Annotated in this window: 9 protein-coding genes; 2 read left to right on the top strand and 7 right to left on the bottom strand. The window is 61.3% G+C overall.

Translation table 11 applies throughout. The features are described from left to right. Positions 1-12: 12 nt before the first annotated feature. Positions 13-678 carry a DsbA family oxidoreductase gene (locus tag ACA057_RS05590; protein ID WP_497346589.1) on the bottom strand — a complete coding sequence of 222 codons (666 nt, stop codon included), beginning with the start codon at positions 676-678 and terminating at the stop codon, positions 13-15. 666 nt (positions 679-1,344) lie between these two features. Further along, positions 1,345-2,379 (bottom strand): alpha/beta fold hydrolase, encoded by a 1,035-nt coding sequence (locus ACA057_RS05585; protein ID WP_497346587.1) that lies wholly within the window; start codon positions 2,377-2,379, stop codon positions 1,345-1,347. Positions 2,380-2,605: 226 nt separating this feature from the next. Between ACA057_RS05585 and ACA057_RS05580 the strand changes: the two genes are divergently transcribed. Then, positions 2,606-7,828 (top strand): dermonecrotic toxin domain-containing protein, encoded by a 5,223-nt coding sequence (locus ACA057_RS05580; RefSeq protein WP_497346585.1) that lies wholly within the window; start codon positions 2,606-2,608, stop codon positions 7,826-7,828. A gap of 49 nt (positions 7,829-7,877) precedes the next feature. On the opposite strand, the gene metE is transcribed toward ACA057_RS05580, so the two are convergent. After that, positions 7,878-10,190: a 5-methyltetrahydropteroyltriglutamate--homocysteine S-methyltransferase gene (gene metE / locus ACA057_RS05575; protein ID WP_497346583.1), complete on the bottom strand. Its 2,313-nt coding sequence runs from the start codon at positions 10,188-10,190 to the stop codon at positions 7,878-7,880. Between the two features lie 108 nt (positions 10,191-10,298). Between metE and metR the strand changes: the two genes are divergently transcribed. Beyond that, entirely contained in the window at positions 10,299-11,216 is a 918-nt protein-coding gene (gene metR, locus ACA057_RS05570) for a transcriptional regulator MetR (protein WP_497346581.1), read from the top strand. 30 nt (positions 11,217-11,246) lie between these two features. Here metR and ACA057_RS05565 read toward each other — a convergent pair whose 3' ends face one another. The 4 genes from ACA057_RS05565 to nosR form a co-directional block, all read right to left on the bottom strand. Continuing rightward, a complete protein-coding gene (locus ACA057_RS05565) occupies positions 11,247-11,744 on the bottom strand; it encodes a GNAT family N-acetyltransferase (protein WP_497346579.1) in 498 nt (165 codons plus the stop codon). A 2-nt stretch (positions 11,745-11,746) separates the two neighbouring features. After that, positions 11,747-12,385, bottom strand: a complete 639-nt coding sequence (locus tag ACA057_RS05560; protein ID WP_497346577.1) for a LysE family translocator — start codon at positions 12,383-12,385, stop codon at positions 11,747-11,749. 22 nt (positions 12,386-12,407) lie between these two features. Continuing rightward, positions 12,408-12,842: an NUDIX hydrolase gene (locus ACA057_RS05555; protein ID WP_497346575.1), complete on the bottom strand. Its 435-nt coding sequence runs from the start codon at positions 12,840-12,842 to the stop codon at positions 12,408-12,410. A gap of 219 nt (positions 12,843-13,061) precedes the next feature. Then, positions 13,062-14,417: a response regulator c-di-GMP phosphodiesterase, NosR family gene (nosR, locus tag ACA057_RS05550; protein ID WP_497346572.1), complete on the bottom strand. Its 1,356-nt coding sequence runs from the start codon at positions 14,415-14,417 to the stop codon at positions 13,062-13,064. Positions 14,418-14,462: the final 45 nt, after the last annotated feature.

The raw sequence follows: 14,462 nt of genomic DNA, 5'->3' as shown, positions 1-14,462 counted from the left end.
AACTCAAGGGGTTCAGCTTACCGTGCCGCCTTTCGCTTCACTCATGATCTGCCGAATCGCGGCGACAAACGTTTCCACCGGCTGCCCGCCACTGACCGCGTACTGCCCGTTGAACACCACCGTCGGCACCGAACTCACCCCACGGGACAGCCACAATTGCTCTTCGTCCAGCACCTCTTTGGCGAACTCGTCGGACGCCAGAATCGCCTCGGCCCGTTGCCGATCCAACCCGACGCTTTCGGCAATCTGCACCAACTGACGGTGATCGGACGGATTGCCGCCGTCGGTGAAATACGCCTTGAACAACGCCTCCTTCAGATTGAACTGCAACCCTTCCAGCCCCGCCCAGTACAACAAACGGTGAGCATCGAAGGTGTTGTAAATGCGGCTGTTGCCGTCCGTGCGAAAGGCAAACCCGACCTCGGCGCCACGTGCGCGGATCATCTCGCGATTCTTCTGCGATTGCTCTGGCGTCGAGCCGTACTTCTCGATGATGTGTTCAGTGATGTTCTGCCCTTCGGGGCCCATCTTCGGGTTCAGCTCGAACGGCTGAAAACGGATCTCGGCCTGGACCTCGTCACCCAACAGCTCCAAGGCCCGAGTCAGGCCATACAGGCCAACGACACACCAGGGGCAGGACACATCGCTGACGAAATCGATTTTCAAGGGGGCACTCATCACACACCTCGCAGACTGAAACACGCCGGAAAGTTCGAACGATACACCGACAGACCTGAGTGCGCAGCAGATCACTTGTGGGAGCGGGCTTGCTCGCGAAAGCGCGCTGTCAGGCGACATTGATGTTGGATGTGACGACCTCTTCGCGAGCAGGCTCGCTCCCACAGTTGAACTGAGTACAGCTGCGGGGAATGGGTCGGGTCGAAGGCCGCCTTCGCGGGCAAGCCTCGCTCCTACAAAGGCAAAAACAGGGCACACCCGCCGCTCTTCACCACTCATCAGGCCGAGCGTTAGCTCGCCTGCTTTTGATCTTGAACCACCCGCCCCGTCGGGAGGCTGAGTGGAGGTGTTCATCTGGGGGCAGGCGCGTAGCGCCGTTCGACGCAGTCGAACACATCGAGAGGAGGTCGTCGCGAAGCAGACCGGAGGCGATGCGCCCAGATGAATACCGGAGCGAAGGAACGCCGAGCCCCAGCGAGGGGCCGGACGCTGGGGCAAGCCTTTTTTTGCTTACTTTTTTGAGGCGTTTGTCAAAAAAGTGAGTCGCCGTAAGGGCGAAACCGTAAGTGGCCGTTACCGCAGCAATGGATATGTACACCTGAAAGAACATGGTCGGCTATCAGGCCGCCATCGCAGGCAAGCCATCTCCCACAGGGATTTATGGTGTTACAGCAGATTATGCTCAGCCACAGAATCAATCTGCGCCCAATGCGAAGTGTCTTCACGATGAGCCTGCAAATACGGCAACACCGCCGCCAGCAACGGCGCCTTGAACGCCTCCTGGAATCGATGCGCCAACCCCGGAATCAACCTCAACTGACTACCGCGGATATGCGCCGCCAAATGCACCCCATGCATCACCGGCAACAACGGATCAGCCGTGCCATGCACCACCAGCGTCGGCACCCGCAATTGATTCAGCAACGCCACCCGACTCGGCTCGGCAAGAATCGCCATGATCTGCCGCTTCACCCCCTCAGGGTTGAACGCCCGGTCATAAGACAGCGCCGCCTGATGCAACAACGCCTGCCGATCATCACTCACCGTCGGGCTGCCCAGCGCCGCCAGCAGATCAGCCTGCTGCTCCAGGGCCACTTCACGATTCGGCGCCCCACGGCGTGACAGCAACTGCACCAACGCCGCACTGGGCGCCGGCAAGCCCTCGGCCCCCGAAGTGGTCATGATCAAGGTCAGGCTCTCGACCCGCTGCGGCGCCATCGCCGCCATATGTTGGGCAATCATCCCGCCCATGCTGGCGCCCAGCACGTGGAACTGCTCGACGTGCAACGCGTCCATCAACCCGAAGCCATCATCAGCCATATCCGTCAGGGTATACGGCGCCGACACCGGCAAACCGAGCTTGTAGCGCAACACTTCGAAGGTCAGGTTGGCATCGACCGGCGCTTGCCGCCAGGTCGAGAGGCCGACATCGCGATTGTCATAGCGAATCACCCGAAAACCCTGCTGACACAACGCGACCACCACCTCGTCCGGCCAGTGAATCAACTGCCCGCCCAGGCCCATCACCAGCAACAGCGCCGGGTCCGACGCACGGCCGATACTCTGGTACGCCAGGCTCACCTGCGCCAGATCGACCCGTTCGGTCGGAACATTGACATCACAACGAGAGGCCGCGAAAGACGGCGGGCCGAACAACAACGTGGCCATGAAAAAGACTGTTGATAAACAAAAAGCACGCATGAAGAAACACCAAAACGCAGAACCCCAGTAGAGCGCGAGTCTGATGAAGTTTGTTCAAGCGCGCTGCCACAGTTCCATGACAGTTTGATGAAGAGTGCCGAGCGGTCATCGACTATTGAAACGGCACAACGCGATAACTATGTACCGCCACCCCTTCCCAAGACTGACCTCTAATGGCCCGGACGCCGGCAAAGCCCGGCCCTTGCCCCCTTGGAGACCCGTCGCCATGCTCGACGAACCCACGCCCCTGCCGGCCGACTTTGGCCTCGTCCACTCTTTGGCTCCCAACCCGGATCAAAGCCTGCTCCTGAGCACTTCGGCGCGCGGCAATGATTGCCGCGAGCAATGGCTCGAACTCATGGCGCAGAACCCGCAGTCGCCACTCGATGCCAACTGGTGGAGCGCACGTGCGCATGGCACCGACCTTTCACGCCGGGCCCAGGCGGCCCGCTTGTACCGTCAGCATTTCGAGGCCTCGAGCCAAGTGGCTTTCGCCCAGGGCAACCTGAGCGGCGCACAGATCAAAGCGCTGCAGGCGCTCATCGATCCAGCCCTGTCGGAAGGGCAGCCCGACATCCAGGTCAGCCAACCCGCGCTAACGACCACGGAGGGTCGGCGGGTCGAGCTGTCGGGGGCATTGGTCATCGGCCTCGATTCACCCCGGCCGGCAGCGCGATTGTTGTACCTGCCTTCAGGGCAACCGGCCTGGAGCACCTTTGAAACCCGTGACGCATTGGAGCGCTGGCTGATCGCACATCAGCCGCCGTTGCTCGGCCAATCCCGGCTCGAAACAGACACCCCCGGCGTCGGCTACACGGCCCTCGCCAAGCCCATTCTGCACACCGCTGCCGAATCGCTGCTGTCGCGCTTGTCCATCGCGCCGTTGGACCGGCAACGCAACGCAACGGTTTTTGCCCCGCCGCCCGACCTGCCGATGGCGGATACGAACGACAACAGTGCACCCTTCGGCCTGCTGACCCCGGACATTCCATTGGGCATGCGGCACAGTGCCCTGGCGCAACAGCAAATGGCGTTGGAGAGCCTGCTCGGCCCGGACTTTCAAGGCGCCCCCAACGACCCGCGCCTGCAACGGCTGCAACAGCAACTCGACACGCTCGCAACCGCCGAACAGGCCAGCAGCGCCGCCGCAACCGCGCTGTTGCAGACCGACGCGCTGAAGATGCTGGAGCTGCGTCACCAGCCAAACCCGCACTACGCCGAGCTGTACCAGGCACGCCTGAGCGGGCTGCGCGCCGAGGCCGAGCTGCAATTGAGCCTGAAGCAGATCAGCAGCGATGAGCATCAATGGCTGACAAGCGTGCTCGATGCCCCCACTCAAACCCGCCCACAAGAGCGGGTCGTCGCCCGGCTGACGCTGTCGGCCACCGACACCGAGGGCGAAACCACCCGCACGCAAACCCAGGAACTGGACGGTGTGCTGGTATTTGCCCAGCCGTCTGCGTTGCTGCCAACGTCGACCCAGTCTCTGTTGCTCTACTGGCCCGGACGCTTCGGTGGCCTGCAACGTTTCTCCTCACGTCAGGCGCTGGAGCAGACGCTGTTCAAACTGGCGGCCAATGACCCGACCCGTGCATTGCACTTCTCGGCACTGACCGGCGACCCGTTCGAATACGCGTTGCAGGCCCAGCTCTACACCTGCGAACAACAGGCAACCCGACTGATCACCGACAATCCCCTTCCGTCCCATATCAGCCAGCGTGCGGCGGGGCTGGATAACCTGAGGGAAAAGACCCTCGCCCGCTTGACTGTGCCCATCGCCGCCGCCAGGGAACGGGCTTACGCGCAGATCGTCGAGCAAAATCGCAGCAGCGCGCTGGCAGGTCAATTGCCATCGTGGCTCGACGCACCGTCCGGCGCGCAACGCGAGCGATTCACGGGGTTGTTCAAGTCCTATATCCGGGCGATGCAGCGTTCCCATGACATGCTTGAGCGCGAGCTACCCGCGCGGGAAGCCTTCAGCCAAAAAGCCATCGATGCCCGCCTGCGTCTGGAATTCGGCCTCACGCACAGCGTGGAGGTGCTGCTGGATGTGCCCGATTCAACCACCTGGCAGAAAGTCGTGACTGACAGCGCCGCGCCGGGCACGCCGCAGCAAAATGTGCTGATCGCCAGTCAACAGCGCAGCACGCTGTCACTGGCCGAACTGGCGCAAAGCAACATCGATCAAGGGATGTGGTGGCGACTGTCGTTCATGCAAGTCGAGATCAGCGGCGCTGACCAGACGCAACACCACAAGATCAAAACCGCCATCACTCAACCCTGGCTGCGCACGCTGGTCACCGAGCTGGACCTGTCCGGCAAGTATGAAACGCTGATCCGCGAGACCTTCCTCGGTACCTCGACTGCATCGACCTTCAGCAATGAATACCGGCGCGAATGCCTGAGCGAACCGTGGCGCCTGATGCTCCAGCTGCAAGGCGAGTTCGCCCTGTTGCAACGACAGATCAGCGCCGATGGCCTGCACGTGCTGCAAATCGCCATCGAGGCCCATAGTCGCGAAGCCTACGCGACCAGTGGCAAGCGAATCGTGCTGCTGCCGGCGCACCTGACCGTGGGCGGCGAAGACACGCAAAACCAGGGACCCAGCACGTTGGCCGGCGTGACCTTCATTGAGGAGCAGGTCAGCGGCCTGACCCTGCTCTACTTGCCCGACAGCCCCGACGATCAATTCCTGCGCCAGTACGACAGCCTCGAAGAGGCGCGCAACGCCCTGTTCAACTTGTGTCTGCACACACGAATGGTCAACTACCTGGCCGACCGCGCGTTGACCGGTGATATCGCCCGGCACGTCAGCCGGATCAATCAAGCCCTGTTGAAAAACTTCGACGCCCTGATTGGCACAGGTATGGCCTGGCCCGCGACTACCTCATTGGCGGCACACCTGCTCAATGTGCACATGGGCCGTTTGCTCGAAGCCCATCGCGCGACGTCGCGGTCCAACGATGCCTTGCTCCTTGAGCACGTCGCGTTGCAGTCCGGCGCCATGTTCAACTACCTGAAAATGGCCTTCGGCATGGTGCCGTTCGTGGGGACTGCCGTGGCGTTGTACGACGCCTGGGGCAGCGCCAATCTGGCGGTTGCCGCGTTCCTGCGTGGGCAGGTCGGTCATGGTCTGGCCGAAGTTGAAGCGGTGCTGTTGTCCTTGATTGACGCGGCGATGGATGTGTTGCCCGGCGTCGCCGCAACGCCGAGTGCTGCTCGCACCGCCACGCGCCATCGTCAATTGCGCACCGTGGCCAAAAGCGCCGGGGCCTTGCAGGCGTCAACGCAACAACAGGCCCGGCACACCCTCGATCGTTTCAGAGGCTACGAATACGAGCACGAGATTTCCCTCGCCGGCCTGCAACCGGAGATTCACGGGGTCTATCGCAATGTCTATCGACACGCCGAAGGTAACTTCATGATCAGCCAGGGACGCCTCTATCGCATTGATCTGAGCAGCGATGCACGGCATTGGCGTCTGCACGGCACTTGGGCGCGCCCGTACAAACAACCGATCGCCCTTGATGAGGCTGGAAACTGGAATACCCACTACGCGGTGTACGGCACCGTGATCGAGGGTGGCGGCGTCGGTGGCGGCGCGGTGCTCGGGCACATGGCCGACGGGCTGGACCCGCTGTGGCCCGCCGCGATTCGCCGTTGGTTGCCGCGCTGGTGGACCGATCGTGCCCTGCGTCGCCAATTGACCCTGACCCACACCGCCGATGCGTACTCCCGGCGACTCGACACCCAGACTCGCAGCACCAATGCCGCACTGGAGCAGTACTTCGCCCTGGAACCCGGTCAACGCCAACCCGAGCGAGCCCGTGTTGATCTGGCCTGCGCGAACGACATCGAGATTGCACAAAACCAGTACCTGAACCTGGAAGAACTGATGCCGTTCAGCCATGGCCGAAAGCGCACCATGATCGAAGACATTCAAAGTCGCTGCGCCTGGATAATCGTCGACCGCTCGATACGCCGAGTGATGCTGACCAAAGATCTTCTGGTGGAACACCTCAATCGTATCGACCAACTGATTGCCCGTTCTGATACCACACCGGCCACTCATACGGCCGCGCACTTGCGTCTGATGGCGCAACGCAAGGAGGTACGCAAAGACTTCCTCAAGGACTTCGATCAACTGCATGAGACGGTCCAGGAGGCTCATCGCTGGAATCGCCGGATCACCAATCGCGCGCAAAAATCGAAGATGGCCGAAGACATCGCGAACCTGAGCGACAAGTTCAGCGATGCCAATTATTACTACCTGAAAACGGCGCACGAGCTGGAAATCATCACTCACTATGAAGCCGTCACCGATCTGTCCTGGGTTTACTTTCATGTGCAGATGAAGAAGACGCGCACCCAGGTCGGACGCGCCTTGCTGACCCAGCATCATCTGCCGGAAGTGCGCGCCAGCTTCACCCAACGCAACAAAGTGCTCGAAGACTGCCTGGCCACGTATGCCGAGTTCCGCCGCAACCTCAGCGCGTGGGCCCTGGGTTATCCGCAGCATCTGGATCTGGAACAGGTCGCGGCGTTTCTCGACAACCTGGAGAAGGTGGAGGACTTCGCCCGCCAAGCCATCAGGAATCGCCCCGCCAACACACCGGGGGAACGCGCCAGTGGCAAACAACTTTTCGAAACCGAAGACAATCAACTGCTGATCGGGGTTGCCAGTACCGATGCCGCGACCCGGCAAAAGCGCTTCACCATTGAGGGTGTCGACGGCCGCACGGAAACCTGGCTGCCTCGCTCCAGCGGCAAGTACCACCTCAGTGAGCCGGTGGGTTCCGCGCAACCGCAACTGCCGACCGATGTCACGCCGCTGCTGACGGAAGCCCGCAAAAGACTGGCTGGCGTCGATGCGTATAAAAATCAAGTCGAAGGTTATGCGCGGCAAAACATGCTGCCCGTCGACCTGGAGCACATGATGAGCAGCGAAGCCGCGGAGTTGACCATGCGCGCCCAGGCCATCGAACGGCTGTCGCCGACGGAGCCGGTTGCGCTGCAATTGCGTGGCCGGGCGGATGATTTTTTGCGTATCGGGCGCACGCTGCGAATTGATCAAAGCATGAACAGCAAAACCCCGACCGAGGGCTATCTGGACTATCTGCTGGGCCAACAGGTTGTGGATATCCGCAAGGAAGGCGGGCTGCGGGATTTGGGCAAGCGCGCGGACGGGCGCAGGGATTTTTTGCAGGAGTATGAAGTGCGCGATCTGCGCGGAGAAACGGCCCAACCCTTATGGTATGCGCACTTTCACTACACCTCGGCCAAGCCTGCGTTCAACGAGTTCGTCAAAGGTCATTTGAAGTTGCCCGAGCAACGCAACCTGGGCCTGCAATGGCAACAGGCCCAGGCCAGTAGTGGTGCTCAGGTTGAATCGATCTGGCGTGGAGACATCGGCAAACCGCTGGGGATCCAACACTTTTCCGCGCTCTGAACACCGCAAAACCCTGAAGGAGCGAGCTCGCTCCTACAGGGATTGGGGATCAGGCCAGTTGGCTGCGTAGCTGACGGGCTGCCGCGACCATGTTGACCAGTGCCGCTTCGGTTTCCGGCCAGGCACGGGTTTTCAGGCCGCAGTCCGGGTTGACCCACAAGCGTTCGGCGGGAATGCGCTTCACCGCTTTGCTCATCAACTTGACCATCTCGGCGGTGTCCGGCACTCGTGGCGAGTGGATGTCGTAGACGCCCGGGCCGATGTCGTTCGGGTAGTCGAAGGCTTCAAACGCCTCCAGCAACTCCATGTCCGAACGCGAGGTTTCGATGGTGATCACGTCGGCATCCATTGCGGCGATGGCCTCGATCACGTCGTTGAATTCGCTGTAGCACATGTGGGTGTGGATCTGGGTTTCGTCACGCACACCGCTGGCGGTCAAGCGGAAGGCTTCCACCGCCCAATCCAGGTATTCCTGCCATTGCGCCCGGCGCAGCGGCAAGCCTTCGCGGAACGCGGCTTCGTCAATCTGCACGATCTTGATGCCGGCGCTTTCCAGGTCGAGCACTTCGTCACGCAAGGCCAACGCCAGTTGCTGCGCCTGGATTTTGCGCGACACGTCTTCACGCGGGAACGACCACATCAGCATGGTCACGGGACCGGTGAGCATGCCTTTCATGACTTTGTCAGTCTGGTTCTGGGCGTAGGTGATCCAATCGACGGTCATGGCTTTCGGGCGGCTGAGGTCGCCGTAGATGATCGCCGGTTTCACGCAACGGGAACCGTAGCTCTGCACCCAACCAAACCGGGTGAACAGGTAGCCGTCGAGTTGCTCGGCGAAGTACTCGACCATGTCGTTGCGTTCGGCTTCACCGTGCACCAGTACGTCCAGACCCAGGCGTTCCTGGATTTGCACGGCGTGGCGGATTTCGTGGTGCATGGCATCGGTGTAATCGTTGGCCGACAGCTTGCCTTGCTTGAAGGCCTGGCGCGCCAGACGGATCGAACCGGTCTGCGGGAACGAGCCGATGGTGGTGGTCGGGAATGCCGGCAGTTGCAAGCGTGCGCGTTGTTGCTCGATGCGTTTGGCAAACGGCGATTGACGTTGGCTGTCCGCTGCACCGATAGCAGCGATACGCGCCTGCACCTCGGCTTTGTGGATGCGTGGCGACTCGGCGCGGCTGACCTGAATGGCGCGGCTTTCGGCCAGGGCGGCTCGCACTTTCGGCGCTTGAGGGTCGTTCAGGGCATCGCGCAGCACGGCGATTTCGCCGCACTTTTGCACGGCAAAGGCCAGCCAGCTTTTCAGTTCCGGATCGAGTTTGTCTTCGCGCTCCAGGTCCACCGGGCTGTGCAGCAGCGAACAGGAACTGCTGACCCACAGGTTGTCGCCAAAGCGTTCCTGGGCAAATTGCAGCTGGGCCAGCACCGGCTCCAGCTCACAACGCCAAACGTTGCGACCGTTGACCAGGCCCACCGAGAGAACCTTGTAGGTCGGCAGGCGATCGAGCACGTGCAGCAATTGGTCGGGGGCGCGCACTGCATCGATGTGCAGACCTTGCACCGGCAGGCCGACGGCCAATCCAAGGTTGTCTTGCAAACCACTGAAGTAGGTCGCTACCAGTTTTTTCAGCGGCGAATATTGAAGGATGTGGTAAGCGCGTTCGAAGGCGTTCTTCCATTCCTGCGGCAGGTCGAGGGTCAGGATCGGTTCGTCGATCTGCACCCACTCCACGCCTTGAGCGGCGAGACGACCGAGGATTTCACCATAGATCGGTAGCAGGCGTTCCAGCAGGTCGAGCTTGTCGAAGTCGTTGCCTTTGGCCTTGCCCAGCCACAGGTAAGTCAGCGGGCCGATGATCACCGGTTTGACGGTGTGGCCCAGGGCCTTGGCTTCGTCGACCTCATCAAACAGTTGTTCCCAGCTCAGCTTGAACTGTTGGTCAGCGCTGAATTCCGGGACCAGGTAGTGGTAGTTGGTGTCGAACCACTTGGTCAGTTCCTGGGCGTATTGCGCCTTGGCGTGGTCCCCGCCGCCGCAGGTCGCCGTGGCGCCCCGGGCCATGGCGAACAGGGTGTCGAGGGTCGGCAGGCCGCGTTGGTCCTTGGCGCTGTCGAATCGCTCGGGAATCACACCGAAGGTCAAGGAATGGGTCAGGACCTGGTCGTACCAGGCGAAATCGCCCACGGGCAGCAGGTCGATACCGGCATCTTTCTGCAATTGCCAGTGAGTGGCGCGCAATTGGCGGCCGACGCTGTTCAGCGCGTCCTGATCGAGATCGCCCTTCCAGTAGGATTCGAGGGCTTTTTTCAGTTCGCGGTCAGCGCCGATGCGTGGAAAACCGAGGGTGTGGGCCAAGGCCATGGTGAGTTTCCTCCCTGTAAAAGATGGCGCCATTATCGACAGCCCACTCAACATGAGACAAACTCAACCTTTTCGTGTTGATCACAAGTTTTCCTCATGGAGACCCCGGTGCTTGAAATCCGTCACTTGAAGACCCTGCACGCCTTGCGTGAAGCCGATAGCCTGGTGGATGCGGCTGACCGCCTGCACCTGACCCAGTCGGCCCTGTCCCATCAGTTCAAGGAACTTGAGGAACGCATGGGCATGCAACTGTTCGTGCGCAAGACCAAACCGGTGCGTTTCACCAGCGCCGGTTTGCGCCTGCTGCAACTGGCCGATGCCACGTTGCCGCTGCTGCGTGGCGCCGAGCGCGACATCGCGCGGCTGGCCGGTGGCACCGCCGGGCGCTTGCACATGGCAATCGAGTGCCACAGTTGCTTTCAGTGGCTGATGCCAACCATCGACCAGTTCCGCGATGCCTGGCCGGAAGTCGAGCTGGACCTGGCGTCGGGGTTCTCCTTCGCCCCGCTGCCGGCCCTGGCCCGGGGCGATCTGGACCTGGTGGTGACGTCCGATCCGCTGGAACTGGCCGGGATCACTTACGTGCCGTTGTTCACCTACGAAGCGATGCTCGCGGTGGCGAACCAGCACCGTTTGGCGAACAAGGCCTACATCGTTCCCGAAGATTTGCTCACCGAAACCCTGATCACTTACCCGGTGGAGCGTGATCGGCTGGACATCTTCACCCGCTTCCTCGAACCGGCCGACATCGAACCGGCCCAGGTCCGCACTTCGGAACTGACGGTGATGATGATGCAGTTGGTGGCCAGCGGTCGCGGCGTCTGCGGCATGCCGCACTGGGCGCTGCATGAATACAGCTCACGGGGTTACGTGAAGGGCAAGCGTCTGGGTGAGAAAGGATTGTTTGCGACGCTGTATGCCGGGATCCGCGCCGACATGCTGGATGCGCCGTACATGCGCGACTTTTTGCTGACGGCCAAGGACACATCGTTCTCGACACTCGACGGTGTCAGCGCCGTCCGCTAGCTCACCACAGACCTGTAGGAGCGGTGATCCTTAGAGTTCACGCCACATGTGGATTTTGTCGAAGTAGTCCTCGCCGACCCGCACCGCCAGCGGTTCGAGGCCGAACTGGATGAAACCGCAGCGCTGGTAGAGGTTGAACGCCGCTTCGTTGCCGGCGGTGACGGTCAGCTGGATCAGCCTCAAGCCTTGACGGGTCTTCGCCTCAGCCAAAGCGGCTTGCACCAGTTGATAACCGAGCCCGCGCTGGCGGACCTTGCCGGACACGTACATGCCGAACAGCGTCGCCTTGTGCCGGGCTTTTTCCCGAGGTTCGAAAGCCAGGCCGACGATGCCCGCCAGTTGCCCCTCCTCAAACGCCCCGAGCACCACGTCGAGCTTGCTGGTCAGGCGCGATTCCCACCAACTCAACGGCATCGCCGCACGTTCGCGCACGCTGGAGGTAAACGCCTGGGGGTGCAGGTCGTAGGCTTCAAGCATCAGTGCCCGATAATCCAGGGCATGACTGGCATCGAGTCGTTCAATCCACATGGTCACGCCATCCGACGTTGTTCAATCATCAGCCGCACCGCCAGCGCAGACAGTACGAACCCCATGAAATAGCGCTGCACCGAGAGCCAGGTCGGATTGTTGACGAACCACGAGGCGATGCCGGCGGCGAACAGCGCGATCAGCAGGTTAACGCTGAAACTGACGCCAATCTGGGTCAGGCCCAGCACGATGCTCTGGGTGAACACCGAACCGTGCTCAGGCGTGATGAACTGCGGAAACACCGACAGATAAAACACCGCGATCTTCGGGTTCAGCGCACTGGTCAAAAAACCCATGGTGATCAGTTTGCGCGAGGAATCCGGTGGCAACTGCTGCGCTTCGAAGGGTGAACGCGCGCCTGGTTTGACCGCCTGCCAGGCCAGCCACAACAGGTACAGCGCGCCAGCCCACTTCAGCACTTCATAGGCCATCGGCACCGCCAGAAACACCGCCGTCAACCCGGCCGCCGCCGCGAACAGGTGCACGAAAAAACCGGCGACCACACCGAGCAACGAGGTCACGCCGGCCTTGCGCCCCTGGCAGATCGAACGGGAGATCAGGTAGATCATGTTCGGCCCCGGCGTCAGCACCATCAGCAGTGCGGCCGCGGCGAAGATCAGCAAGTCTTGAAGCGGGATCATGGCGGTTCCTTTGCGTAAATGATCAGGCAGTCGCGATCAGCGAAGCTCGATAAAACGGCAGGATCAGGTCCCGTGTCAATGGCGCCAGACTGAGATTGCCGTCGGTGGCCGGGTCGATCCAGCGCACTTCTTCGATCTCGGCTGCCGGGGTGACGTCTGAATCGATGGTCAGCTGAAAGAGTTCGGCCTGTACGACAAAACCCGGCTCATTGGCCGCCGGTGCCGAGAACTGCCCGAGGTAGGTGGCGTGCGCCGGATCGATAACCAGGCCCAACTCTTCTTCCAGTTCGCGGGCCAGGGCGTGAGCCGGTTGCTCATGGGCTTCGATCTTGCCGCCGGGTTGCATGAAGGCTTCGGTGCCGCGCTTGCGCACCAGCAGCGTGCGCCCGTCCGGGCCGATCAACAGGGCGGCGGCGATGCGAATAAGAGGGAGTGATGTTGTGGAGGAAAGCGTCATGGATCTGAATCGGCCTAGGGTGAAGGGCGCCAAGGATCACATGGCCGAAGGGGCGTCGTCACCCCGAAAAAAGCGGCGGCGCATCCCCCGGTCCCTGTGGGAGCGAGCCTGCTCGCGATGCACCCGAGAACGCCACGGAGCGTCAGGACGCCAGCGTCATCGTTGACGACCATCGCGAGCAAGCTCGCTCCTACAGGGGGGCAGTGCAGTCTGGAAGAATTAGCCGGCTTCGAGAATTGCGCCTTCTTCGTCCGGGATTTTGACGAAGATGCTGTATTTCGCGCCTTCCATGGATTCAAACGCAATCAGCTTCTCCACCAATGGCCCGTTCAGCACCTTGCCGGCATTGAGCAGCAGCATGCCGTTGTCGGCGTTGAGATTGCGCGCCAGGATCATGCCTGCCGCCACTTCCCGCGTGGTCAGCACCTTGACCGACGGATCGGCCAGCGAAACATCGCTCTGGTACGCGGCACAGACCTGAATGAAGTCCTCGACCATCTCGGGGTCGTAAAGCTTGCCGGCATAGTTGCGGATGTAGACCAGCGCTTCATCGCTGTTCATTTGCCGTTCGAGGATCAGCCCGCGCTGCAACTCGATGAAATCCACGGCCAGTTTCAACAGCCGCGAACCCAACGGAATCGCTTCGCCCTTGAGCCGATCGGGGAAACCGCTGCCGTCCCAGCGCTCCTGATGGTGAAGAATCAGACGGGCGGCGTCCTTCATCGGGTCGAGAGTCATCAACAGCGACTCGCTCTGTTTCGGATAACTGCGATAGCGCTCGCGGTCATTGTGGTGCAGCAGGTCCGAAGGCGCGGTCATCATGCTGTCGGTCCAGCTCAGCTTGCCGATGTTGTAGAGCGCGGCGGCCATGGCCAGGTCGCGGCTGGTGGCTTCGTCCAGCCCATGAAGTTTGCAATGCACCCGCACCAGCTCGATGACCTGGCGGTTGGTCTGTTTGGCCGGCGGCAAGCGCAGGTTGGCCAGCAACGAAAACACCTCGGTGCCGGTGACATAGCTGTGCTTGAGCTCTTCGTAGGCCAGGTCGAGCATGTCAGCGGTCTGCTGGAGTTCGGCCGTGCGCGAGGCGACGTGCTTTTCAAGCGTGGTATTGAGCGACTTCAATTGATCGTTCTGCTGCCGGGTCAGCAACTCCAGGCGCTCGCGCTCGCGCTCCGAGTGCTGGTGAGCCAGGGCCTGGCGCAAGGTCAGGAGTATTTCATCGTCGTTCCAGGGCTTGCTGATGTAGCGGTGGATCTGCCCTTCGTTGATGGCTTTGATGATCGTCGGCAGATCGGCGTAACCGGTCAGCAGGATGCGCGTGGTGGTCGGGTAGCGCTGATGGATATGCCCCAGCAACGTGGCGCCGTCCATGTTGGGCATGCGCGCGTCACTCATCACCAGGTCGATGGGCTGTTGCGCCATGATCTCCAGGGCCTGGGCACCGCTGGTGGCCAGCAGCACTTCGAAGGGCTGGCCGCGTAACAGGCGACGCAGGCTGTTGAGGATTGACTCCTCATCATCGACCAGCAACACCTTGGGTTTATCGGTCAAAGTCGTGGGGAGTTGCTCTTCCATGGCGTCACCTCAAGTGAAACAGCTACAGCTTCGTGTCAGGCTCCG

This window comes from Pseudomonas sp. LBUM1661, assembly GCF_059695925.1.
Note: the sequence above shows the minus strand (reverse complement) of the source record. Positions and strands in the feature narration are given on the sequence as shown.

Excerpts from the sequence above, each read along its gene's own strand:
- ACA057_RS05590 (WP_497346589.1), bottom strand. The coding sequence starts at position 678 with ATGAGTGCCCCCTTGAAAATCGATTTCGTCAGCGATGTGTCCTGCCCC.
- ACA057_RS05585 (WP_497346587.1), bottom strand. The coding sequence starts at position 2,379 with ATGCGTGCTTTTTGTTTATCAACAGTCTTTTTCATGGCCACGTTGTTG.
- ACA057_RS05580 (WP_497346585.1), top strand. The coding sequence starts at position 2,606 with ATGCTCGACGAACCCACGCCCCTGCCGGCCGACTTTGGCCTCGTCCAC.
- metE (WP_497346583.1), bottom strand. The coding sequence starts at position 10,190 with ATGGCCTTGGCCCACACCCTCGGTTTTCCACGCATCGGCGCTGACCGC.
- ACA057_RS05565 (WP_497346579.1), bottom strand. The coding sequence starts at position 11,744 with ATGTGGATTGAACGACTCGATGCCAGTCATGCCCTGGATTATCGGGCA.
- ACA057_RS05560 (WP_497346577.1), bottom strand. The coding sequence starts at position 12,385 with ATGATCCCGCTTCAAGACTTGCTGATCTTCGCCGCGGCCGCACTGCTG.
- ACA057_RS05555 (WP_497346575.1), bottom strand. The coding sequence starts at position 12,842 with ATGACGCTTTCCTCCACAACATCACTCCCTCTTATTCGCATCGCCGCC.
- nosR (WP_497346572.1), bottom strand. The coding sequence starts at position 14,417 with ATGGAAGAGCAACTCCCCACGACTTTGACCGATAAACCCAAGGTGTTG.